This is a genomic window from Bacillus sp. CH30_1T, from assembly GCF_008364765.1.
Classification (GTDB): Bacteria; Bacillota; Bacilli; order Bacillales; family Bacillaceae_B; genus Rossellomorea.
Genome location: NZ_VTUY01000004.1, coordinates 147,356 through 171,948, shown reverse-complemented (window position 1 = coordinate 171,948; position 24,593 = coordinate 147,356). Strand labels below are relative to the sequence as shown.

At 40.7% G+C, this 24,593-nt stretch carries 23 protein-coding genes; 1 reads left to right on the top strand and 22 read right to left on the bottom strand.

From position 1 onward, the window contains the following. Positions 1-51 precede the first annotated feature (51 nt). The 12 genes from F0342_RS08515 to F0342_RS08460 form a co-directional block, all read right to left on the bottom strand. Positions 52-330 carry a DUF503 domain-containing protein gene (locus F0342_RS08515; RefSeq protein ID WP_149155542.1) on the bottom strand — a complete coding sequence of 93 codons (279 nt, stop codon included), beginning with the start codon at positions 328-330 and terminating at the stop codon, positions 52-54. Then, a complete protein-coding gene (gene infB / locus F0342_RS08510) occupies positions 327-2,498 on the bottom strand; it encodes a translation initiation factor IF-2 (protein WP_149155541.1) in 2,172 nt (723 codons plus the stop codon). Before infB ends, F0342_RS08515 begins: the two co-directional genes overlap by 4 nt. Before the next feature lie 4 nt (positions 2,499-2,502). Continuing rightward, the gene (locus F0342_RS08505; RefSeq protein ID WP_149155540.1) at positions 2,503-2,820 is read right to left on the bottom strand and encodes a YlxQ family RNA-binding protein; all 318 of its coding nucleotides are present in this window, start codon (positions 2,818-2,820) and stop codon (positions 2,503-2,505) included. A 10-nt stretch (positions 2,821-2,830) separates the two neighbouring features. Next, a complete protein-coding gene (rnpM, locus tag F0342_RS08500) occupies positions 2,831-3,100 on the bottom strand; it encodes an RNase P modulator RnpM (RefSeq protein ID WP_113968187.1) in 270 nt (89 codons plus the stop codon). A 12-nt stretch (positions 3,101-3,112) separates the two neighbouring features. Further along, positions 3,113-4,246, bottom strand: coding sequence for a transcription termination factor NusA (nusA, locus tag F0342_RS08495; RefSeq protein WP_044337366.1), 1,134 nt, complete (start codon positions 4,244-4,246; stop codon positions 3,113-3,115). Between the two features lie 35 nt (positions 4,247-4,281). Then, entirely contained in the window at positions 4,282-4,752 is a 471-nt protein-coding gene (gene rimP / locus F0342_RS08490; protein ID WP_149155539.1) for a ribosome maturation factor RimP, read from the bottom strand. Between the two features lie 186 nt (positions 4,753-4,938). Further along, the gene (locus tag F0342_RS08485) at positions 4,939-9,258 is read right to left on the bottom strand and encodes a PolC-type DNA polymerase III (protein WP_149155538.1); all 4,320 of its coding nucleotides are present in this window, start codon (positions 9,256-9,258) and stop codon (positions 4,939-4,941) included. Positions 9,259-9,351: 93 nt separating this feature from the next. Further along, complete coding sequence (locus tag F0342_RS08480) at positions 9,352-11,061, bottom strand: proline--tRNA ligase (RefSeq protein WP_149155537.1); 1,710 nt, start codon at positions 11,059-11,061, stop codon at positions 9,352-9,354. 154 nt (positions 11,062-11,215) lie between these two features. After that, positions 11,216-12,472, bottom strand: a complete 1,257-nt coding sequence (gene rseP, locus F0342_RS08475; protein WP_149155536.1) for an RIP metalloprotease RseP — start codon at positions 12,470-12,472, stop codon at positions 11,216-11,218. Positions 12,473-12,589: 117 nt separating this feature from the next. After that, positions 12,590-13,732, bottom strand: a complete 1,143-nt coding sequence (gene dxr / locus F0342_RS08470; protein WP_149156057.1) for a 1-deoxy-D-xylulose-5-phosphate reductoisomerase — start codon at positions 13,730-13,732, stop codon at positions 12,590-12,592. Positions 13,733-13,766: 34 nt separating this feature from the next. Continuing rightward, the gene (locus tag F0342_RS08465) at positions 13,767-14,552 is read right to left on the bottom strand and encodes a phosphatidate cytidylyltransferase (RefSeq protein ID WP_148968766.1); all 786 of its coding nucleotides are present in this window, start codon (positions 14,550-14,552) and stop codon (positions 13,767-13,769) included. Further along, positions 14,552-15,343: an undecaprenyl pyrophosphate synthase gene (locus tag F0342_RS08460; RefSeq protein ID WP_149155535.1), complete on the bottom strand. Its 792-nt coding sequence runs from the start codon at positions 15,341-15,343 to the stop codon at positions 14,552-14,554. Before F0342_RS08460 ends, F0342_RS08465 begins: the two co-directional genes overlap by 1 nt. Positions 15,344-15,855: 512 nt before the next feature. Here F0342_RS08460 and F0342_RS24770 point away from each other — a divergent pair. Continuing rightward, positions 15,856-16,056, top strand: a complete 201-nt coding sequence (locus F0342_RS24770) for a hypothetical protein (protein ID WP_188048458.1) — start codon at positions 15,856-15,858, stop codon at positions 16,054-16,056. A gap of 91 nt (positions 16,057-16,147) precedes the next feature. On the opposite strand, the gene frr is transcribed toward F0342_RS24770, so the two are convergent. The 10 genes from frr to F0342_RS08405 all read right to left on the bottom strand — a co-directional run bounded on the left by frr (position 16,148) and on the right by F0342_RS08405 (position 24,583). Further along, the gene (frr, locus tag F0342_RS08450; protein ID WP_149155533.1) at positions 16,148-16,705 is read right to left on the bottom strand and encodes a ribosome recycling factor; all 558 of its coding nucleotides are present in this window, start codon (positions 16,703-16,705) and stop codon (positions 16,148-16,150) included. Continuing rightward, on the bottom strand, positions 16,705-17,430 hold the full coding sequence (gene pyrH, locus F0342_RS08445; protein WP_148968763.1) for a UMP kinase: 726 nt from the start codon (positions 17,428-17,430) through the stop codon (positions 16,705-16,707). Before pyrH ends, frr begins: the two co-directional genes overlap by 1 nt. Positions 17,431-17,512: 82 nt before the next feature. Then, the gene (tsf, locus tag F0342_RS08440; protein ID WP_149155532.1) at positions 17,513-18,394 is read right to left on the bottom strand and encodes a translation elongation factor Ts; all 882 of its coding nucleotides are present in this window, start codon (positions 18,392-18,394) and stop codon (positions 17,513-17,515) included. A 149-nt stretch (positions 18,395-18,543) separates the two neighbouring features. Beyond that, the gene (gene rpsB / locus F0342_RS08435; RefSeq protein WP_034760179.1) at positions 18,544-19,251 is read right to left on the bottom strand and encodes a 30S ribosomal protein S2; all 708 of its coding nucleotides are present in this window, start codon (positions 19,249-19,251) and stop codon (positions 18,544-18,546) included. Between the two features lie 158 nt (positions 19,252-19,409). Continuing rightward, on the bottom strand, positions 19,410-19,838 hold the full coding sequence (locus F0342_RS08430; protein WP_149155531.1) for a DUF6115 domain-containing protein: 429 nt from the start codon (positions 19,836-19,838) through the stop codon (positions 19,410-19,412). Between the two features lie 237 nt (positions 19,839-20,075). Next, positions 20,076-20,834 (bottom strand): FliA/WhiG family RNA polymerase sigma factor, encoded by a 759-nt coding sequence (locus F0342_RS08425; protein ID WP_149155530.1) that lies wholly within the window; start codon positions 20,832-20,834, stop codon positions 20,076-20,078. 120 nt (positions 20,835-20,954) lie between these two features. Then, positions 20,955-21,452, bottom strand: coding sequence for a chemotaxis protein CheD (locus F0342_RS08420; RefSeq protein WP_149155529.1), 498 nt, complete (start codon positions 21,450-21,452; stop codon positions 20,955-20,957). Next, positions 21,449-22,084 carry a chemotaxis protein CheC gene (locus F0342_RS08415; RefSeq protein ID WP_149155528.1) on the bottom strand — a complete coding sequence of 212 codons (636 nt, stop codon included), beginning with the start codon at positions 22,082-22,084 and terminating at the stop codon, positions 21,449-21,451. Before F0342_RS08415 ends, F0342_RS08420 begins: the two co-directional genes overlap by 4 nt. Positions 22,085-22,099: 15 nt before the next feature. Then, positions 22,100-22,546, bottom strand: coding sequence for a chemotaxis protein CheW (locus F0342_RS08410; protein WP_149155527.1), 447 nt, complete (start codon positions 22,544-22,546; stop codon positions 22,100-22,102). Positions 22,547-22,558: 12 nt separating this feature from the next. Continuing rightward, positions 22,559-24,583, bottom strand: a complete 2,025-nt coding sequence (locus tag F0342_RS08405) for a chemotaxis protein CheA (RefSeq protein ID WP_149155526.1) — start codon at positions 24,581-24,583, stop codon at positions 22,559-22,561. Positions 24,584-24,593: the final 10 nt, after the last annotated feature.

Sequence of the window (24,593 nt, the reverse complement as noted above, 5' to 3'; positions counted from 1 at the left end):
ATCACCTCTTATATATCGTTAATGGTTATATGTTGGAACATAAGCAACTCTTTATAATGACTCGATTTGGGTCTCCAGTCTCTCCCACTCCGGAAAAGAATCAATGAATTTCAATGCATGCTCAATTTCTCTTTCACTGGCTCCTTTAGAAGAAGCGACAGTGACGATGGCAATCCTGGTTCGCTGCCATACGTCCTGATGTCCGATTTCAGAGACAGATACATTAAATTTTTGTTTGAGGCGTGACAAGACCCTCTGCAGGACAGCCCGCTTTTCTTTTAAAGAGTGAGAATCATAAATCATGCACTCACATTCAACATATGTGATCATTTACGTGTAATTTCCTCCATGATGAAGGCTTCGATTACGTCGCCCTCTTTCACATCGTTAAAATTCTTAATCGTAATACCACATTCGTAACCTTTGGCTACGTCTTTGGCATCATCCTTAAAACGTTTAAGGGCATCCAGTTCACCTTCAAAGATAACAATTCCATCACGAATTAAACGAACGCCGCTATCGCGAGAAATTTTACCTTCTGTTACATAGCTTCCCGCAATCGTTCCAACTTTAGACACTTTAAATGTTTGACGAACTTCTGCTTGACCAATGATTTTTTCTTCGAACTCAGGGTCCAGCATCCCTTTCATAGCAGCTTCAATTTCCTCCATTACCTTATAGATAATACGGTGTAATCGAATTTCTACTCCTTCAGTATCAGCCGTACGTTTCGCATTTACATCAGGGCGAACATTAAAGCCTATAACAATAGCGTTGGACGCTGCTGCCAGTGTAATATCTGATTCGTTAATCGCTCCGACACCAGTATGGATGATACGTATATTTACACCTTCAACTTCAATTTTCAGCAATGAAGCGGCAAGAGCTTCTACTGAACCTTGAACGTCAGCTTTAAGAACGAGGTTGAGGTCCTTCATTTCACCTTGTTTCATTTGTTCAAACAGGTTCTCAAGGCTTACTTTAGACTTCTCTCCCCTCTGTGCTTGCAGAGCTTGAGAAGCACGAGCTTCACCAACGGAACGAGCCGTTTTCTCGTCTTCAAATACAACGAAACGATCTCCAGCTTGAGGAACATCATTTAAACCTGTGATTTCAACAGGAGCAGAAGGACCTGCCTCTTTCACACGGCGACCAAGGTCATTGACCATTGCACGAACACGACCGAATGTATTTCCTACTACAATAGGATCCCCAACCTTTAATGTCCCGTTTTGAACAAGTAAAGTCGCTACAGATCCCCGGCCTTTGTCTAATTGTGCTTCAATCACCGTACCTTGAGCAAGGCGATTCGGATTTGCTTTAAGCTCTTCCACTTCACTGACAAGAACGATCATTTCAAGTAGATTATCGATCCCTTCTCCTGATAATGCAGATAGTGGTACGAAGATTGTGTCTCCCCCCCACGCTTCAGGAACCAGTTCGTATTCCGTCAGTTCTTGCATTACACGATCTGGATTCGCAGCTTCTTTGTCCATTTTATTAACGGCAATAATAATTGGAACTTCGGCCGCTTTCGCATGGTTGATCGCTTCAACTGTTTGAGGCATGACACCATCATCAGCAGCAACAACAATGATCGCGATATCCGTTACTTGAGCACCGCGGGCACGCATTGTTGTGAAGGCAGCATGTCCAGGAGTATCAAGGAAGGTGATCTTCTTTTCATCCACTTCTACTTGATAAGCACCGATATGCTGAGTGATTCCTCCTGCTTCTCCTGCCGTTACTTTTGTGTTACGGATGGAATCAAGCAGAGTCGTTTTACCATGGTCAACGTGACCCATGATTGTCACAACAGAAGGACGCTCTTCTACTTGCTCTTGTGTGTCTTCAGTGAAGTATACTTCAAGGTCAGTGGCATCTACTTTGATTTCTTCCTCTACTTCGACTCCATATTCTCCTGCAATCAGTTCAATTGAGTCTTTATCTAACTCTTGGTTGATTGTTGCCATGACACCAAGCATGAATAGCTTTTTAATGATTTCAGATGGCTCTTTGTGAAGCTTTTTCGCAAGCTCTGAAACTGTCAATGACTCTGAGAACGTAATTTTTGAAGGAAGTTCTTTTTTCTTGGCAGGCTGTTGTTGCTGTGGAGCCTGTTTGAAATTTTTATTTTGCCTGTTTTGTTTGTTATTTTTGTTTTTGTTGTTGTTATTATTATTATTGAAGACCTTCTTCTCCTTTGATTGGTGCTGTTGTTCGTGTTTTTTTCCTTCACGACTTTTCGGTGCTGATTTTACTTTTTCCTTGTTCGGAGCTTCTTCTGCCTTTGATACATTTGTCTTGGAATCCTTTTGGCTTGGTTTCTGACTGCCTGAATTCCCTTTGTACATCGCGTCTAATTTTGTTACTGCGTCATCTTCTATAGTTGCCATATGGTTTGATACCTCAATATTCAGTTGCTTTAATTTTCCGATAACATCTTTGCTTGAAACATTGTATTTTTTTGCATATTCATAAACACGCATCTTGCTCATATGTTCACCCCCACTGAGATTCATCGAGCAGTTCGGATAATTTCCCGGCAAAGCCTGCTTCCATTATAGCCACCACTACCCTGGCTTCTTTTCCAATGGCCTGACCTAAATCATTTCTGCTATCCACCAAACTAACCGGGACATTGTAGGATTTACATTTGTCCGTAATTTTCTTGTAGGTATTAGCAGAAGCATCTTTGGAAAGAATGACAAGTTTTGCTCGTCCACTACGAACTTCTTTTATAACAAGCTCTTCACCTGAAATAATCTTACGTGCCCGATTCGCCAATCCTAAAAGTGACATCCAACGATTTTGATTCATACGCTAAACGTTACTCCTTCTCCACAAGGCTAATCAATTCATCGTAAAGAGATTCATCTATTTTCGCTTGTAATTGATTGGCTAATGTATTTTTCTTTTTAGCTTGTAAAATGATGTCTTTATCCTTGGAAAGATAAGCTCCACGCCCTGATTTCTTACCGGTAGGATCGATGGAAACCTCCCCTTCTTTCGAGCGGACAATCCGTATCATTTCTTTCTTCGGCTTCATTTCACCCGTTGCCACGCATTTGCGCAATGGGATCTTCTTATTTACACTCATCTGACTCACCTCTTAATCTTGATTGTCGAAATCAATATTTAAAGGCTCGTTATCATATTCTTCCTCTTCATCTTGAGGAAGGAATGACTCTTCTCGAGGATATAATCCCAGTTCACGAGCGTCTGTTTCACTCTTGATATCAATCTTCCAGTTTGTCAATTTGGCTGCAAGACGGGCATTTTGACCACGTTTACCGATTGCAAGTGAAAGTTGATAATCCGGAACAACTACTCTTGTCGCTTTATCATCTTCATTCACCTGTACATCCAGAACTTTCGATGGACTTAATGCATTGGCTACGAATGTTACAGGATCTTCTGACCATTGAACAATGTCAATTTTTTCACCTTTTAATTCGTTTACAATTGCTTGTACACGTGCACCCTTGGTTCCCACACAAGCTCCAACGGGATCTACCTCGGAATTTTCTGCATGAACAGAGATTTTAGAGCGATCTCCGGCTTCACGTGCAACAGATTTAATTTCTACCGTTCCATCAAAGATTTCAGGAACTTCGATTTCAAATAACCGCTTCAGTAATCCGGGATGTGTTCTTGAAACAAAAATTTGAGGGCCTTTTGTAGTCTTCTCAACCTTTGTAATAAACACTTTTATGCGATCATGAGGCTTATATGTTTCATTTGGCATCTGCTCGCTCACTGGTAAAAGCGCCTCAATCTTGCCTAGTGCCACATAGATAAAGCGATTGTCCTGACGTTGAACGATACCTGTCATGATATCTTCTTCGCGATCCACAAATTCGGAATAGATAATTCCTCTTTCAGCTTCTCTTACTCGTTGGGTAACAACCTGTTTAGCCGTTTGGGCAGCGATACGGCCAAAATCCTTTGGTGTAACTTCCAACTCAACAACGTCTCCAACCTCGTAGCTAGGATTGATTTCCCCGGCGTCTTCGACAGAAATCTCAAGGCGGGAATCAAATACTTCGTCTACAACTTCTTTTCGAGCGAAAACTCTCATCGTACCAGTTTCAAGGTTAAGGTCTACACGGACATTTTGTGCTTGGTTAAAATTTCGTTTGTAAGCTGACACAAGTGCAGCTTCAATTGCTTCAATGATGACATCTCTTGCAATGCCTTTCTCTTTCTCTAAAACAGTAAGAGCATCTAATAACTGAGTGCTCATGGTGGTTTCATCCCCCTTTATAGTGCGGTTAGTTCCTATGAAAATGTAACAGCCAATCGTGCGATCGCTATCTTATCTGTTGGAATTTCAACCTTCTTTTTTCGAGTCTTAATGGTTACTTCTAATGCTAATTGGTCTGAAGTATAGGAAAGAAGTGTGCCTTCGAAGGCTTTTTCACCGTTCATTGGCTCATATGTTTTCACATATACGTTTTTGCCGATGGCTTTCTCAAAGTCCTTTTCTTTCTTTAAAGGACGTTCAGCTCCCGGTGAAGAAACTTCTAAAAAGTAATTATGAGGAATTGGGTCAATTTCATCTAACTTCTCACTAAGTCTTTCACTTACTATTCCGCATTCTTCAATGTCAACACCTGAATCTTTGTCGATAAATACGCGAAGAAACCAATTGGATCCCTCTTTCACATATTCCATGTCAATGAGTTCTAATGACATGTCGTCTAAGATTGGTGTAACAAGTTCTTCTACAAGTGTTGTTATTTTGCTCATACTTACCTCCTGGTCTATATGAAAATCTTGCACCAAGACTAGAAATGATAGTTCAAAAAATCTCCATGTAATAACGAAAGAGTGGGGTGCGACCCCACTCTTCTACCTTTAGAGCTATCTTTAGTATTTCCAATAAAAATATACCATAATCAACATTTTTATGCAAACAATTCCCATGGTATCAGCTTAGAAAAGGGATAATTGGTTCTTATCCGGCAAGGCTTCCAAGCAGCCGTGATTGTCCAGGTACTCGATGATTGTCTTGGAGACTCGACCTCTTTGTTGAAGATCTTCTTTAGAGAGAAACTCCCCATTCTGTCTTGCATTCACAATATTGATGGCCGCATTTGTCCCAAGCCCGGGAATCGAGTTGAACGGTGGAATCAATGAATCTCCATCTATTACAAATTCAGCCGCTTGTGAACGATACAGGTCTACCTTTTGGAACTTGTATCCCCGCTCACACATTTCAAGGGCCAACTCCAGTACTGTTAACGTGTTCTTTTCTTTTGGAGATGCATCCAGGCCTTTGCTGTTGATTTCTTCTATCTTAGCCCTGACTGCTTGGGACCCTCTCACCATGGCTTCAATATCGAAATCCTCTGCACGAACGGTGAAATAAGCAGCATAGTACAAGAGAGCATGATGCACTTTAAAGTAAGCAATACGAACAGCCATTAATACATAGGCAGCAGCATGGGCTTTCGGGAACATATATTTGATCTTCAGACAAGAATCAATATACCAGTCCGGTACCCCATTCTTTTTCATCTCTTCTACCCATTCATCCTGCAGTCCCTTCCCTTTACGTACAAACTCCATGATTTTAAAGGCAAGTGAAGGCTCGAGTCCTTGATAGATGAGATAAACCATAATATCATCACGACATCCGATTACTTCGCTCAGATTACAAATATTATTATGAATAAGCTCTTGCGCATTGCCCAGCCATACATCAGTACCATGTGAAAGTCCTGATATTTGAACAAGTTCAGAAAATGTCGTCGGTTTTGTATCCTCAAGCATTTGACGAACAAATCGTGTGCCGAATTCAGGAATCCCAAGTGTCCCGGTCTTACACATGATTTGTTCCGCTGTCACTCCGAGTGTTTCCGTTCCACTGAAGATTTTCATCACCTCAGGGTCATCTGTCGGAATCGTCTTCGGATCGACACCTGATAAATCCTGAAGCATACGAATAACGGTTGGATCATCATGTCCAAGAATATCAAGCTTCAGAAGATTATCATGAATGGAATGGAAATCAAAGTGTGTTGTTTTCCATTCCGAGCTTGAATCATCAGCAGGGAATTGAATTGGTGAGAAATCGTAGATATCCATATAATCAGGTACTACGATGATCCCTCCAGGATGCTGTCCCGTTGTTCTTTTCACTCCGGTACATCCACTTACCAATCGATCGATTTCTGCTCCGCGGATTTGCAGCTGATGATCATTGGCGTATCCTTTTACATACCCGTAGGCGGTCTTCTCCGCCACTGTACCGATTGTACCTGCTCGATATACATTATCTTCACCGAACAGAACCTTCGTATAGTTATGGGCGTTAGGCTGATACTCACCCGAGAAGTTCAAATCGATATCAGGAACTTTGTCTCCTTTAAATCCAAGGAATGTTTCAAACGGAATATCATGACCATCCTTCTTGTATGGAATTCCACAATCAGGACAATCTTTATTGGGCAAATCAAACCCGGATCCTACTGATCCGTCATCAAAGAACTCGGATTTCTTGCAAGATGGACATACATAGTGTGGAGGTAAAGGATTTACTTCCGTTATTTCTGTCATTGTTGCAACAAAAGAAGATCCTACTGATCCACGGGATCCTACCAGATACCCATCATCCAATGACTTTTTCACGAGCTTATGTGAGATTAAATAGATGACTGCGAATCCATGCCCGATAATACTCTTTAATTCCTTTTCGAGCCTTGCTTCTACAATTTCGGGAAGCTTCTCTCCGTAAATGCTTTTCGCCATGGCATAGCTCATGCGACGCATTTCTTCATCAGCGCCTTCAATTTTAGGCGTATAAAGATCATCTCTGATTGGTTTAATTACGTCTACAAGGTCGGCTATTTTGTTGGAGTTATCCACAACAATTTCTTTCGCTGCTTCTTTTCCTAAGAAAGAAAATGCATCCAGCATCTCATTCGTTGTTCTAAAATGAACATCAGGAAGTTCGTGTCGGTTTAACGGATTCGCTCCGCCTTGAGAGCCAACAAGAATTTTCCGGTAAATCTTGTCGTTTTCATTTAAGTAATGAACGTTACCGGTAGCCACTACCGGCTTATCCAACTTCTTACCAAGATCCACAATGTTTTTAATGATATCTTCAAGGTTTTTCTGACTTTGCACCAAATCCAACTCGATTAAATGTTGATAGACTTCTCTTGGATGAACTTCCAGGTAATCATAGAATTGAGCAGTTTCCTCAACTTCTTCCTTCCCTTTTTGCATCATCCCTTCAAACACTTCGCCTTTGTCACAGCCTGAACCTACGAGAATTCCCGTTCGATACTTTTGAAGCTGAGAGCGGGGAATTCGCGGAACACGGTAAAAATAATTCATGTGAGATATGGATACTAGTTTATAAAGGTTCTTTAAGCCTTCTTCCGTTTGGGCAATCAGTGTACAGTGATAGGGTCTTGACCGCTTGTATGCATCACCTTTCCCCATGTAATCATTGAATTGATTATGATTGGTGATACCTTTTTCAACGGCATCCTTCAGCATTTTCAATAACAAGTATCCAGTTGTTTCCGCATCATAGATCGCTCGGTGATGCTGGGTAAGTTCAATATCAAATTTCTTTGCTAACGTATTTAAACGATGATTCTTGAATTGAGGATACAGGAGTCTTGCAAGCTCCAGTGTATCGATGACAGGGTTAGTCGCTTTAGGCAGTCCTGTTTTTTGATACCCTGCATTCAAGAAACCCATATCAAAGGAAGCATTATGTGCAACTAATATATCTTCTCCTGCCCATTTATGATAGTCGTGAAGAACATCGTTTATGTCAGGAGCCGTTTGCACCATATCATCAGTGATCCCCGTTAATTCAATGGTTGTCGCGGATAACGGATGATGAGGGTTGGCAAACGATTCAAATTTGTCAATGACCTCACCATCTTTGATTTTCACAGCGGCGAGTTCAATGATGGTGTCGTAAACGGCCGAAAGTCCAGTCGTTTCAACGTCAAAGACAATATAGGTACTATTTTCTAAAGGAAGATCCCGGTCGTTATAGGCAATTGGCACTCCATCATCTACAAGATTCGCCTCAACTCCATACAGCAGTTTAATATCATTTTTCTTGCTTGCGCTGTATGCCTCAGGGAACGACTGTGCAACGGCATGATCCGTTATCGCAACCGCTTTATGTCCCCATTTTTTTGCTTGGGCAACAAGACTTGCCACTGAAGAAACGGCATCCATCTGACTCATTGGTGTATGCATGTGAAGCTCCACCCTTTTTTCATCAGCAGGAGCAGTATCCAATCTCAGAACCGGTTTGATTTCATTCACGTCGTTGGCAATCATCACCAGGTCACGCACGAACGTATCATTTTGAATACTTCCTCGACAGCGGACCCACATACCTTTTTTCATATTGTTCATGATAGCAGCGTCCTCTTTGTCCCTCGAAAACATTTTGACCAGGATGGAACTTGAGTAGTCTGTTACTTTAAATGTTAATAAAGTACGACCGCTACGTAATTCACGTGTTTCACAATGGAAAACATACCCTTCAATGGCGATTCGGCGTTCTTCGTCATAAATCTCTTCAATCTTTCGGAAGTCAGCATCGTCTTTAATCGTAAGACCAAGCATGAATGGACCGCTGGGTGCATCACTTGCTTCCTCTTTTTCAGCCTTTTCCATTTCAATGAGAGCTTGTTTGGCTCTCTCTTGATCTTCTTTAAGCTTTTCTTCTAAAAACTTCTCATACTCATTGCTTTGTTCCTCTACTTGACTTACCTCTGCATCCAATACTAGTTTAGGAAAGCCAAAGTTCTCGAAAGTAGAGGTGATCATTTCACCGTATTTTCTCTTTAACTGTGTAGCTTCTGTATCATTGGAAGCAAACACAATAATTTTATTTCCGTTGATTTTCGGCTTTTGAGTATTTAATAATTTTAATAATGGTGGTGAAATACCTTGGATTTCTTTCACACATTCCTGCCAATAATCTAAAATGTGCTGATCTGATATTTGGTTATTCACCACTTTTATCGTAAATCCCACGTTTGCAATATGTTTAAAGGATGTTTGCAGTGCGATTGAAAATTTACTCCACACTTCACACGGGATGATTTCTTCGAATGTAAAGTAAAAATGCCATTTCTTCTCTTTGCGAAACACCGCTAGTTTTTCAATTTCAGCGTATTGAAAGTACTTCACAAAGGCATCCTCTGTTAACCCTAATTGCTTTAGTAACAGTTGAAACCTCTCTCTTTTGCCCAGGGGCTTTTCTTCCATGATCCTTCTCCCCCATTTCTAATCGTGTTATTTACAGTAGAAAAAGGGCTGACAGCTAAGGATTGACTCCTTTAAAGTCGAGCCCTTTTCTTTTTAAGAAAGAGTCTTGTATAGTTCTTGCAGTTTTGGCAGAAGCTCGTCCCTATGCACTTCCAGCATCTCACCTGTGCTTCTTACTTTCACTTCAACGATGCCTTCTCCTGCCTTCTTCCCGACTGTTATGCGAATTGGAAGTCCAATCAGGTCAGAGTCAGCGAATTTAACACCTGGACGCTCGGCCCGGTCATCCATTAATACATCATAACGATTTTCTTTAAATGTGTCATATAGTTCGTTTGCAAGTATAGCCTGTGCTTCATCCTTCATATTAATCGGAATTAAATGAAGGTCATATGGTGAAAGATTCGTTGGCCAAACCAGACCATTGTCATCATTAAATTGCTCTGCAACTGCTGCAAGAGTACGAGAGACACCTATTCCGTAACAACCCATGATGATCGACTGAGATCGGCCATTTTCATCTAAAAATGAGCTACCTAATGCGTCTGAATATCTTGTCCCCAGTTTAAATACATGTCCCACCTCGATTCCTTTTGCGAAAACAATCGTACCATTTCCGTCAGGAGAAGGGTCACCTTCCTGAATGAAGCGAAGATCTGCGTATTGAGAGACCTGAAAATCACGTTCAGGGTTCACGTTTGTGAAATGGTATCCTGCTTCGTTTGCTCCTGATACACCGTTTCGAATGTATTTAACTGCTTGATCAGCAACAATTTTCACGTCTTTATCTAATGAACAAGGGCCAATTGATCCGATTTCACATCCGATGAGCTCTTTCGTTTCTTCGGCTGATGCCAATTCAACTACACTTGCATTTAGAAGGTTCTTCACTTTGATATCGTTAATTTCGTGATCACCACGGGATAATACCAGTACATAATCATCATCTACCTTAAATAGCAGCGATTTCACACATTGATCCTTCTCAATAGACAGGAAAGAGGAAACTTCTTCAATCGATTTACTCTCAGGTGTTGATACCTTTTCTAATTCAAGCATTTCTTCAGCCGATTGAGTATAGGAATCCACTACTTCAGCCATTTCGATATTCGCAGCATAATCGGAATTATCCGAGTATGCAATCGTATCTTCGCCGACTTCAGATAACACCATAAATTCATGTGTATCCTTACCGCCCATCGCTCCAGAGTCAGCGATAACTGCTCTGAAATTCAGCCCGCATCGGCTGAATATTTTTGAATACGCCTGAAATAATGCATCGTATGTTTGATCCAGGCTTTCAGAAGAAGAATGGAATGAATAGGCATCCTTCATAATGAATTCCCTTCCTCTAAGGAGTCCAAAACGTGGACGCTTTTCATCACGGAATTTAGTTTGAATTTGATACATCGTGAGGGGTAGACGTTTATATGATTTAATTTCGTCCCTTACTAAACTTGTAATCACTTCCTCATGTGTGGCTCCAAGGGCAAATTCACGATCATGGCGATCACGCATTCTCATTAATTCAGGGCCATACGTTCCCCAGCGTCCCGATTCTTTCCAGAGCTCGGAAGGCTGCAGGGCAGGCATGAGCATTTCAACAGCACCGGCTGCATCTAATTCTTCACGAACAATCTCTTCCACTTTTTTTAATACTTTATTTCCTAATGGCAAAAAGCTATAAATACCACTTGCATTTTGTCTTATGAATCCTGCTCTCAAGAGAAGCTGATGACTCTTGATTTCTGCATCAGCCGGTGTTTCTCTTAAAGTAGGGATGAATGTATTACGTTGCTTCATCTATTAGCACCTCAGTTACCATATATATTATTTATGTAGTGTGGGAATTTCCTTGTTACTATTTTATCTTAAATCAACAGGCAGTGACACCCTCATTTTTTGATTCTGGAGGGAGAAACTGCCTGTTCATGTTTCATGTTTCATGTATCATATTTTATAAGAAAAACCTTTGAATGTCGTTCCATGTAACAACGAGCATGAGAACCATTAGGAGGGCAAACCCGACAAAATGGACCATTCCTTCCATTTGGCGATCCACCGGTTTCCCTCTTACCGCTTCAACTGCGAAGAACAGGAGTCTGCCTCCGTCAAGGGCAGGAATTGGCAGAAGGTTCATAATTCCCAGGTTGATACTAAGGATGGCAGCCCATCTCATTAGGTAGAATATACCCGATTTAGCAACAACATCCGTTGACTGATAGATTCCAACCGGCCCTGATAAAGCATCGATTGAAAACTCACCGGACACAAGCTTTCCTAATAGAACAAAAATCATTTTGGTCCATTCATAGGTTTGCTGTGCACTATTGGTCACCACTTTGAGAGGCGACTTTTCAACAGGACTATGAACACCAATAATCCCTATTTCTTCCCCTTCTATTTCTTGAGGTTTTGGGGTAACTGAAATCTCTGTGTTTGAGCCGTTACGATCAACATTAAACCGCAGTTCATCGCCTGGGTGTTTCTGTATGATGGTGACAATATCATCCCATGTGGAAATCTCTTTACCGTCTATACTTAAAATCACGTCATTTTTCTGAAGACCGGCTTCTTTTGCTGCCCCATCTTCTGTGAGTTCGCCAAGAACAGGATCATTCGTAGGAACCCCTTGCAATAAGCCTACAAGAATGAAAATGAAGAAGGCTAAAATAAAGTTAAATAGCGGCCCCGCAAAAATGGCCATCGCCCGTTGGGGTAGTGACTTAGATGCAAATTGTCGATCCCATGGAGCGATTTGTGTCTCGACACCATCTTCAATGAATACGGCGTCCCTGGAGATTAAAAAGGTTTTCAGTTCCTCCTCGTCTTCTTCGTATCCACGAATATGCAGTCTGTGCTCTAAATCCGCTTCTTCTACCTCAATGACACGAATGTTCGGATAGCGATCTTTGTTATTTAAGACAATTTTTTTAATTTTTTCATCCTGATCGAGTACAAGACCAACCCGATGTCCGGCTTTTAGCTCAACCATTTCCGGATCTTCCCCGGCCATTCGGACAAAGCCCCCAAGAGGCAATAAGCGAATCGTATAGGTTGTTTCATCCTTTTTGTATGAAAACACTTTAGGACCAAACCCTATTGCGAATTCACGGCATAAAATGCCTGCACGCTTCGCGAAAATTAAATGTCCAAGCTCATGAAAAAATACTAAAGCTCCAAAAATAACAACAAAGGCAATCACCGTTTGCAAATAAAAAACCACCTTTTTTATAACCTGTTGGTAACAGATCTAAATGTTTGAAGTATAGGTAAGAAACATGTCCACTATCATTCTACGTTACAGAACATGTAATAATGCCCAAGTACTCTACAACCAGCTTAAAACAAGTTGTCGAGTCTGTTGATCAATCTCATGTATGGTTTCAAGATCTGGTCTATGTATCACTTGATGAGTAGACATAGCCTTCTCAATACACGCTTCAATGTCCAGGAAAGATATCTTATTTTCCAGGAACATGGAAACTGCCGCTTCATTTGCAGCATTAAGTACCGTCGTCATACTGCCGCCGATCCGTCCTGCTTCATAGGCAAAAGCAAGACAACGGAAACGATTTAAATCCATCTCTTCAAAATGAAGCTTACCCATTTCGACTAAATCCAATCTCTTACCTGGTCTAATAAGTCTGTCGGGATAGGTTAAAGCATATTGAATCGGAACGCGCATATCAGGCGTACCTAATTGAGCCATCACAGATGAATCGTGGAATTGAATCATGGAGTGGATAATGCTCTCTCTATGTTGCACCACCTCAATTTGGTCATATGGAATATCAAATAACCAATGTGCTTCTATGACCTCTAACCCTTTGTTCATCATTGAAGCAGAGTCAATGGTAATCTTTGCTCCCATTGACCAGTTCGGGTGTTTCAAGGCTTCTGTTACTGTGACACCCACTAATTCTTCTCTCGTCCGGTCTCTGAAGCTGCCTCCGGATGCTGTAATGATCAGTTTTTCAATATTCTTTTCTTGTTCTCCCTGCAGCGCTTGGAATATGGCAGAATGCTCACTATCAACCGGCAGTAAAGTAGTATTCTTTTTCCGGGCAGCCTCCATCACCAGATGTCCAGCCGTTACAAGCGTTTCCTTATTGGCAATCGCAATCATTTTCCCTGCTTCGATGGCTTGTAATGTGGGGTGAAGCCCCACGCTTCCCAACACTGCGTTAACGAGTATGTCCGCATCCTGATGGCAAGCCACCTCCACCAAGCCTTCTTCCCCATAAAGAACCTTTACTGAAGATGGCATTTCATTCTTTAGTAATTCAGCATCCTCTTTTCGTTGAACAGAAATCATTTGAGGACAGAATTCTACAATCATTTTTCTAGCTTCTTCTATATTTCTGCCAACAGTCATAGCTGTCAGTTTGAATTCATCAGGGTGCTCACGGATTACATCAAGGGTTTGTGTCCCTATAGAACCGGTAGCTCCCAGTAAGCTAATCTTTTTCAACAACTACACTCCTCCCGCTAGAAGCCTTCTACCTTTATAAAAGAAAGTGAAGAAGGGGAAACACAAATAATAAACTATCAAAACGATCCAGCATTCCACCATGTCCCGGTAATAAATGCCCGGAATCTTTTACTTTGTAATGTCTTTTCAAAGCTGATTCGACCAGGTCTCCAACTTGTCCAAAGACGGATAGAATAGCAGTCACGATAATAAGTTTAGGAATGGACATATCAAGATCAGTGAAAAACGTCATGATAACTCCAACTACGATGGCACAAATAATTCCGCCAACAAAACCTTCGATAGTTTTATTTGGACTGATTTGAGGCCATAGCTTCTTTTTCCCCATTGCTCTTCCGATGAAATAAGCACCTGAGTCTGTTGCCCATATGATAAATAAAGCGTAGAAAACAAACTGTACTCCTTCATCCAAACGGATCTCCATAAAGTAATAGAAACCAATTCCTACATATAAAATGCTTAACAGAGCAAAAGACACATCATCGAATGTATAACGGTTCTTAGTTGCTACTGTATATGTTAAGAAGAGCAGCACGGCAAGAAAAGCCATTTCGATCTTGGAATAGCCAAAGTCTGCTAAAATCCCGATAGCATCGGTTGGGATCAAAAATACCCACAACAGGGCCAAAGATAATAACCCGGGAATGGTAAAAATCCATTGCCCTCTCATCTTTAATGCTTCATATAAACTGATGGAAGCAATAAGATACATTAAAATTATAAATGGTGTTTCACCAAAGATGATGATTGGCAAAAATATCGCTGCAGCTATCACTGCTGTAATAATTCTTTGTTTCATTAGGATTCCTCGCTTTGTAACCCACCAAATCTTCTTGAACGACCTTGATATGCTTCAATTGCTTCAATTAAATGTTCCTTGCCAAAATCCGGCCACAGTACGTCTGTAAAAAAGAACTCTGTATAAGCTAATTGCCAAAGCATAAAGTTACTTAAGCGGATTTCTCCACTCGTTCGAATAAGCAGGTCTGGATCTTTTAAATCTTTCGTCATCAAGTAACTTGAAAACACTTCTTCATTCAATTGGTTCTCATCTAGTATTCCATTCTGAACATCTTTTAAGACATGCTTCATAGAATCAATAATTTCTGAGCGGCTGCCGTAATTTAAAGCAAAGTTTAATATCATACCGTCATTATTCTCCGTAGCTTCCATCGCCTTAGTGACGGCTCCCTTAGTGTGGCTCGGCAATGCATCAGGAGAACCCATCATTTTCACCTGAACGTTTTCTTCTACTAATTCAGGTAGAAAGGTTCCTAAAAATTCTTCTGGCAACTTCATAAGAAACTCAACTTCCATTTTTGGACGTTTCCAATTCTCGGTTGAAAAAGCATAAAGAGTTAAAGCTTCTACACCTAATTCGTTTGCCAATTTCGTTATTCTTCTAACACATTTCATGCCTTCATGATGTCCAGCGACTCTAGGTAGGGCTCTTTTTTTTGCCCACCGTCCATTACCATCCATAATAATAGCTATATGACCCGGAATCGGGTGTTTTACTAATTCTTGAAATCGAACATCCACTTCTTCGGAAGTTTGCTGTCTTTTCCATTGCTTAAGCTTGTTTAGCATAAAATCCTCCACCAACAATCCAAAAAATATTTACCTTTACTATCATATCAAAAAATAAGGAAGATATCTTTAAGAAAATAGATTATGTACATTCATATATGTATTTTGAACGTTAAACGATGTTTCTCTTAAAACGAAAGGCTCTTTTCGTATAGTTTGTTGCTATTGTAGAGGAGAAAGTAATAGTTGATTTCCGCTCCAGGATGCTCGCTTTCCGCGGGGCTGGCGGTGAGCCTCCTCGGCTGCGCCTCCGGGGTCTCACCTGTCCAGCTATTCCCGCAGGAGTCGAGCATCCTTCCGCTCCAATCAACTTTCTTAGCATGTATCCTTAATAGAAAACAATAAAAAAGAATTTTAGCAAACAATCTCATATTATGTAAGTAGAGATTGATCTTCCTTTTAAGGAAAAAGAAATATTTTTTCTAGTTACATTGTTTTCTTACACCCACGAAGCTCTGTCATGAAAATCCTGTTAAAGATGGCGAGGGGAACTGCGCAGACTCCGGCGGTCTTTGGGCGTGCCGAGACCCCGATCGGCTAAGCTGAGGAGGCTCTGCCGAACGCTAGCTGCAAGCGGAGCAGTTCCCCACACCATCCAGCATAAACTGGTTGACAGAGCCCTGGCAGATTCTATGCTAGAAAACATCAATCTTGCGAAAAGAGCCAAACGAATAATCATTCAATCAGAGGAATGGAGAAGCCGGCTATCATAAACACTCTAAACAAGCATAAAACAAAGGGACCGGCCCATAAGGAATATGAGTTCACTTATAGGTCAGCCCCTTAGGATTAGAATATGATTAATTATACTTCTAACATTTCTTGTTCTTTATCTTTTGCAATGCCATCAATCTTGACAATGCTTTCATCTGTTGCTTTCTGAACATCATCAGAATATCCACGAAGGTCATCTTCTGTAATGTCCCCGCTTTTCTCTTTCTTCTTAAGATCATCATTTGCATCACGACGAATATTACGGATCGCCACTTTTGCATCTTCAGCTTCTTTTTTCACAAGCTTCACAAGTTCTTTACGTCGTTCTTCCGTTAATGCGGGAACAACGATTCGGATAATGTTCCCGTCACTTGTAGGTGTAATTCCCAAGTCTGATTTCAATATCGCCTTTTCAATATCACCTAAAGCTGATTTATCATAAGGCTGGATGACTAACATACGGGCCTCAGGAATTGAAATACCTGCTAATTGATTAACAGGTGTTGGTGCACCATAGTAATCAACTGTAATTTTATCAAGTAGAGATGCGTTTGCTCTTCCTGCACGGATACTTGCTAACTCACGAGAAAATGTTTGAATAGCTTTTGTCATTCTTTCTTTTGCGTTTGTGATGATCGTATTTGGCATTATGCTTTCCCCCTAACGATTGTACCTATATTCTCACCTGTGATGGCTCTCTTAATATTCCCATCCTCCATAATAGAGAATACAATAAGTGGGATATCATTGTCCATACAAAGAGAAGAAGCTGTTGAATCCATTACAGCCAAGCCTTCTTTCAGAACATCTAAATAGGAAAGTTCTTCATATTTAACAGCCGTCTCGTCCTTCTTAGGATCTGCTGAATATACACCATCTACGTTGTTTTTAGCCATCAGGATGACTTCTGCTTCGATTTCAGCTGCTCGAAGTGCCGCAGTAGTGTCGGTTGAGAAGTATGGATTTCCCGTACCTGCTGCAAAAATCACAACACGTTTCTTCTCTAAGTGACGGATGGCTCTGCGTCTGATATAAGGTTCTGCCACTTGACGCATATCAATTGAAGTTTGAACTCTAGTTTCGATGCCAATTTGCTCAAGGCTGTCTTGAAGAGCCAAAGAATTCATAACGGTAGCCAGCATCCCCATATAGTCAGCAGATGCACGATCCATTCCCATCTCACTACCTATCTTACCACGCCAAATATTACCTCCGCCAACGACAACTGCAACTTCAACATCAAGTTCAGCAATTTCTTTTACTTCTTCTGCTACATTTTTAATGACAGAAGGGTTTATTCCGAAGCCATCATCACCTGCTAATGCTTCTCCACTAAGTTTCAGAACGACACGTTTGTATTTAGGAACGCTCATGGGAACCTCCATAAAAATAGAATTTTTCTTGAAAAATAGGGAACACGCTAAGTGTTCCCTACTAAGAATTGTTTAGCTTTTATTATTTCTTAACTTGACTCATTACCTCTTCAGCGAAGTTATCTTGACGTTTTTCAAGACCTTCCCCTACTTCGTAACGGATGAAATCAGTTAAAGTAGCTTTATTCGCTTCAAGGTATTGACGTACCTTTTGATCTGGATTCTTAACGAATGTCTGATCCAGGATACAGATATCCTCGAAGTATTTTCCAAGGCGGCCTTCAACCATTTTTTCAACGATGTTTTCTGGTTTTCCTTCGTTCAATGCTTGTTGCTTAAGTACTTCACGCTCACGCTCTACTTCTTCAGCAGAAACTTGATCACGTGAAACATATTTAGGATTTAATGCTGCAGCGTGCATAGCAACGTCTTTCGCAACATTAGCATCTGTAGTACCTTCAACCACTGTAAGAACAGCGATACGGCCACCCATGTGCAGGTATTCACCGAAAGCAGCGTTATCAGCTTTAGTACGGATCTCAAAACGACGTAGAGTGATTTTTTCTCCGATTTTAGCGATAGCAGCGTTGATGAATTCACTTACAGTTGAACCATTCGCCATTTTTTGTTCCAAAGCAACTTCAACAGTAGCCGGTTTGTTAGCTAATAAGTGATCAGCTAATTCTTTAACAAGACTTTGGAAGTTTTCGTTTTTCGCAACGAAATCAGTTTCTGCATTCACTTCGAAAATGATAGCAGTATTCCCTTCGCTTGCGATGAAAGTAGTACCTTCAGCTGCAATACGGTCAGCTTTTTTAGCTGCTTTTGCAATTCCTTTTTCACGTAAAAAGTCAATTGCTTTGTCCATATCTCCATCAGTTTCAGTTAACGCTTTTTTACAGTCCATCATTCCAGCGCCAGTTTTTTCACGAAGTTCTTTAACCATTTGTGCGGTAATTGCCATAGTGGGTTTCCTCCTTAGTTTAACTATGTAGACTATATCACTCATGGGTGATAGTCAAAAATGTACTGTATCTCGAATTGAGAACAGTAGATGTGAATACTCTTTAAAAAAAGGTGATAAGGGTAAGCCCTCTTATCACCTTCCATTCATTACTCAGCTGCTACAGCTGCTTCTTCACCTTGCTTAGCTTCTAAAATAGCATCCGCCATTTTACCTGTAAGAAGCTTAACCGCACGGATTGCATCGTCATTCGCAGGAATGACAACATCGATTTCATCCGGATCACAGTTAGTATCAACAATACCCACGATAGGGATATGAAGTTTACGAGCTTCAGCTACAGCAATACGCTCTTTACGAGGGTCGATGATGAATAATGCATCAGGTAGCGTGTTCATATCTTTGATTCCGCCTAAGAATTTCACTAAGCGCTCATGTTCTTTTTTAAGTTGTACTACTTCTTTCTTAGGTAGTACTTCAAACGTTCCGTCTTCTTCCATCTTCTCGATGTTTTTAAGACGTGTAATACGTTTTTGGATCGTTTCGAAGTTCGTAAGTGTTCCACCTAACCAACGTTGGTTGATGTAGTACATACCTGCACGTTCTGCTTCTTCTTTAACAGACTCTTGTGCTTGTTTTTTCGTACCAACGAAAAGAACTTTACCGCCGTTACCAGCTAATTCTTTCACGAAGTTGTACGCTTCTTCAACCTTTTTTACTGTTTTTTGAAGGTCGATGATGTAGATACCGTTACGCTCAGTGAAGATGTATCTCTTCATTTTTGGGTTCCAACGGCGAGTTTGGTGTCCGAAATGTACACCAGCTTCTAGCAATTGTTTCATAGAAATTACTGACATGTGTGTTTCCTCCTAAATGGTTTTTGTTTTCTCCTCCGTTTCCGTCATCTTGTAGTAGAAACTATTCGTTTGAATAGCACCATCTACCTCAATCGAGAAACGTGTGTAATCACACCATGAATACTATAGCACACCTATTCCAACCAATCAAGACATTCCTACATAATTTGACGGAATTTTAGCATGAGCTCAATTTCCGTTTTCCCTTTTCCGACAGTTTGAGCTATTTCCTCGATGTCCTTCCCTTCTTTTTTTAGTGAGAGAACTTGTTGGATAAGGGGATCTTCATTGGTTTTTACTGTAGGTTTCACTTCCAACTTTTTTTCGGCAGCTTCCATTTGAGGTTTTGGTGATTGCTTATATGCCTTTGAAGCTTGTTTATATCCTGCTCCTGACCAATTGGGATTGGTTTGAAGCGGGGTACTGTTTACTTTCTCACTATCTGTTATGTCAGTGATAAGTGTGTCATTATTAGCATGATGATTAAAAGTCCTAATAAACTCTTCATTCTCTTCTTTCATTTCTATCAGATAAGTAGAAATGACTTCTTCCAATTCCATGATCATTTTCTCTTGTTCTTTTTCCATGTTAAGAAAACGATTTTGCCTTGAGTATAAAATGACGATCGCGAGCAAGGAAGCAATATTAAGTAGAAAAGATATAAAAAGCAGGAATGTTACCATGTCATCACCTTAGTTTAGTTTGATTTTTGTTTCTCCTAAGCATATAAAAGGACTGCTCCTTTAAACCGTATTTCCCCGGAACAGTCCATCATTATATATGGTTTTGGCTTATTGTGTGCACTGTTAATCAATAGAGTTGATTCAAGAGCCTAATAAATTGCGCAGTTTAAAAATGGCCTTGGAATGAATTTGTGAAATTCGTGACGTTGACAATTTCATGACTTCCCCGATTTCCGTCAAAGTTAATTCCTCTTTATAAAATAAGCTTAACACAAGCTGTTCTTTAGCAGAAAGCGTTAAAATCGTTTTCTCTAACTCTGTTATCTTTTCACCTTTAAGCACTTCTTCCTCAGGGGTGATCGTCTTATCATCTTTAATAGAATAGCTTTGAGACTCATGATCTTCATCGGTTAGTTGCTCATCCATGGAAAGAACATTGGCAAAGAAATGTTCATTGGTCGTTTGATATACTTCCTCAGTAGCCATCTCTAATGAGGCGGCTACTTCCTCGGCGGTCACGTGGCGTAATAAAATTTGTTCCAACTCTACTGTTTTGGCTTCGATTTTTTTCGCTCTGTCTCTTGTTGATCTTGGTAGCCAGTCTTCTTTTCTCAGTCCGTCGAGAATGGCTCCCCGGACTCTGAACGAAGCATATGTATCGAACTTTAGATCTCTTGTTGGATCAAACTTCTGAAGTGCATCCAGTAAACCCATCAACCCAAGACTCTTTATATCTTCTCTCGAGACGTTTCTTGGCAGCCCAACGGAAATTCTCTGAACATGATACGATACAAGGGGCATGTATTTCCTAACTAACATATCACCTGCCTGGGTATCACGACTGTTAATCCATTTCTCCCAATATAGTTGTTCATCTGTTCGAGGGGGTTGCTGAGACATAAGAATCCTCCTTGCTTACTATTTTCTTCCTGAAACCTGCTTTAAGGTATAGAACTCCATGGTATGAGAAAACGAGTGGATCTTTCCTGTTACATTTACTCCTTGAAACTTTTCATTAACTCATAATTCTCTTGTTCCTTCATTCACCGTGCGAACATGAAGGATTCCAGTCGACGTGAAGAATTCGATGGTCCTCCCTTTATTACCACCCAAATCCTCTGCTACAATTGGCACTCGATGCTTCAAGAGAGCCTCTTTCACCGCTTCAGCATTCCTTGGTCCAATTCTCATCACATCGCTTTTTGATTTGAATTGAAACATTTGTGCACCGCCCGCCATTTTGCACTTAAGTCTCTCAACTTTCGCACCCCGTTCTCCCAGTTGTCGAATGAGTTCCTCTATTCCAGTGTCTGCATATTTAGCTAAGTTCATGGAAGGCTCTTTCCCTAACGATGAATGAGGGAGCATGACGTGGACCATACCCGCCAATTTGATAAGTTCATCGTATAATACCACCCCAATGCAAGAACCTAAGCCCGATGTGCGAATTGAACTTCCCTTACTAACGATATTCATATCTGCAATACCCACCCTTACCACTGTATCCACTACAATCATATCTTCACACCGAGGGATTGGAAGATGATTTCAAATGAATCGGGATCCGGTAAGAGGAAGAAGTGGCCTTTCACACTTTCTGATTCCTCTAACTCTTCTTCTTTTAATGCTGTATCTATGACGATGGCATAATCACTTACCTGAGAAATTTCCAGTAAGCCGAAACCGATAATGGCACCAGCCATATCTACTGATAAGGCGGGAACAGAAGGTAATAGCTTAAGACTCGTAAAGTCGGATAAAGAGGACAAATATGAACCTGAGAGAATATTTCCTAACTCTTGCATGGCTGATAAACCTAATTCCGAATACGGTGGTTCACTAAAGGAAAAAGAACGATCATGTATCATTGTTCGAATATAAGCAGAAGCTTGTTCAAGAGGCAATAAAAAAAACATACTTCCCGGTGCATCCCCTTCAATTCTTAAGAACACACTTACGACCACATTATCCGGTCCTCCTGCCATGTCCATCATTTCATCGAATGTAACAACCTGGACACTGGGTACCTTCATGTCAATTTTCTTATCCAGAAGAGTAGAGAGGGCAGTTGCCGCATGCCCCGCTCCTATATTTCCGATTTCTTTCAAAATATCTAAGTGCATTGACGATATTTTCTTCTCATAACCCATTCGTATCTGTTCTCCTTAGATGGATTGCAGTATTTTGTCTAAATGAAGTAGAATCAATAATCGTTTATTTTGCTTTACTACCCCACCAATGTACTCTGCTTCTACTACCCCGACAACTTCCGGTGAAGGTTCAATCATTTCTCTCTCTACATCCAACACATCATTTGCCGCATCAACGATCAATCCTACTTCTTTATCCTCTAAACCTACGATAATCACACGGGTGCTTTCGGTTGGCTCAGAAGAGGATATATCGAACCGACTTCTTAAATCTATGATGGGGGTTACGACACCACGTAAATTTATTACACCTTTAACATAGGAAGGCGTTCTAGGCACTCTTGTAATATGCTCCAGCTTCTCAATTGATCGGACCTGATCGACAGGAATGGCATACTCCTTATCCACCAATTGAAATACGATAAGCTTTAGGTCTTCTAACGTCTCTGACACTACACTCATTTCCATTACCTCCTATTTAATCAATGCATTGCAATCTATAATCAGCGCTACCTGCCCATCCCCCAATATGGTTGCACCTGAAATGGCAAATACATCATTAAGATAATTCCCTAAAGATTTTAGGACGATTTCCTGTTGACCAATAAATGAATCCACTACTAACCCTGCCATTTTTTCTCCTTTGCGGACAACCACGACAGAATAAAACTCTTCATCTTTTGAACCTTTAGGAACTTCGAATACATCCTCCAGGAATAACAACGGAACTACCTTGCCTCTGAAATCTATCACCCTTTGATTATGTGCATTCATGATCTCTCCTTTTTTGACTATGGCCGTCTCGATAATGGAAGAAAGCGGGATTGCGTATTTCTCATCTTCTATTTCGACGAGCATGACAGATATAATCGATAAGGTTAATGGCAATTGGATAGAAAACAATGATCCTTCACCAGCACTGGAGTCGATTGTAATGGCACCACCTAATGACTCAATGGTCGCTTTAACTACATCCAATCCAACACCTCTGCCAGAGATATCTGAGATTTGATCAGCAGTTGAAAATCCTGAAGCCAGGATTAGTTCATAGATTTGCCTATCGGATAAGGTTTGCGCTACTTCTTCTGATACAATTCCTTTTTGAATCGCTTTCTCCATCACTCGCTGCTTATTAATACCTGCACCATCATCTTCTAGTTCAATAAATACATGATTTCCGCTATGATAGGCTTTCAGCTTGACCGTCCCTTGCTCAGGCTTACCATTTTTCGAGCGAACCTCTGGCATTTCAATTCCGTGATCCAGGGCATTTCTAATTAAATGGACGAGTGGATCTCCGATTTCATCGATCACCGTCCGGTCAAGTTCTGTTTCTGCCCCTATGATTTTTAATTCGATTTTCTTATTTAAATCTCTTGCAAGCTGTCTTACCATGCGGGGAAAGCGGTTAAATACTGTTTCTACAGGAACCATCCGCATAGTGAGGATGATGCTTTGTAAGTCTCCGGAAATTCGTGTCATTCTTTCAACCGTTTCATTTAATTCCGGATTATTCAAATCATTTGAGATTTGTTCCAATCTTCCTCTATCGATGACAAGTTCTTCAAAAAGGTTCATCAGTACATCCAGGCGCTCAATGTTTACACGTATTGTTTTGCTCGAAGGATTTGATTGTCTTGATGTTGAATTTGCTTCTTTAGGTATCGTGTCTTCCTTTTCTTTTACAACAACTTCTCCTGACTGTTCCTGCAATCCATTCACTTCGTTGTTGTGAATATGATGTGGAGTCAGTTCCATTAAGGTGACTTCTTCAACCTCAGAGACGTTACGTATACTCTTTTCTATGTCACTTGCATCCTCTTTTGACACAATTGCTATAACAAAGGAATGGTCGAACTGTTCTTCTTCCAGCTGATCTACAGTAGGGAAAGACTTAATGACTTCTCCGAGTTTTTCCAGCACTTCGAAAACCATATAAACTCTTGCTGCTTTTAACAGACAATCATCCCTCAAGGAAACGGTAATTTCTAAGCAACGGAATCCCTGGTCAAAGGATTGCTGAATAACGGTTTGTTCAAATGCTTCGTACTTCATGGACAATGTATGTATTTCAGGGGCTATGGTTGCGGCAACTTCATTACTTGCGGATTGTAAATTTTCACCCTTTTCAATTGCTTGTAGAAGGTTGACTACTTCCGTCACGTTCCGTTTTCCATCTCCGCCGTCCGCGATAGAAAACACCATTGCTTCCAGGTCGTCAACGGATTTAAAGACTACATCCAATATTTCGGGTGTCACTTTTATTTTTTCATTACGTATAGCATCCAGAACATTCTCCATTTTATGGGTAAGGTTTGCTAAATCTTCGTACCCCATCGTTGCAGACATTCCTTTTAACGTGTGAGCTGAACGAAAAATTTCATTAACAATCGCCAGGTTTTCAGGATTTTTCTCCAATTCCAGTAATTGCTCATTACAAGTTTGTAGATTTTCCTTACTCTCTTCTATAAAAACTTCTAAATATTGACTCAATTCCATGTGCTCCACA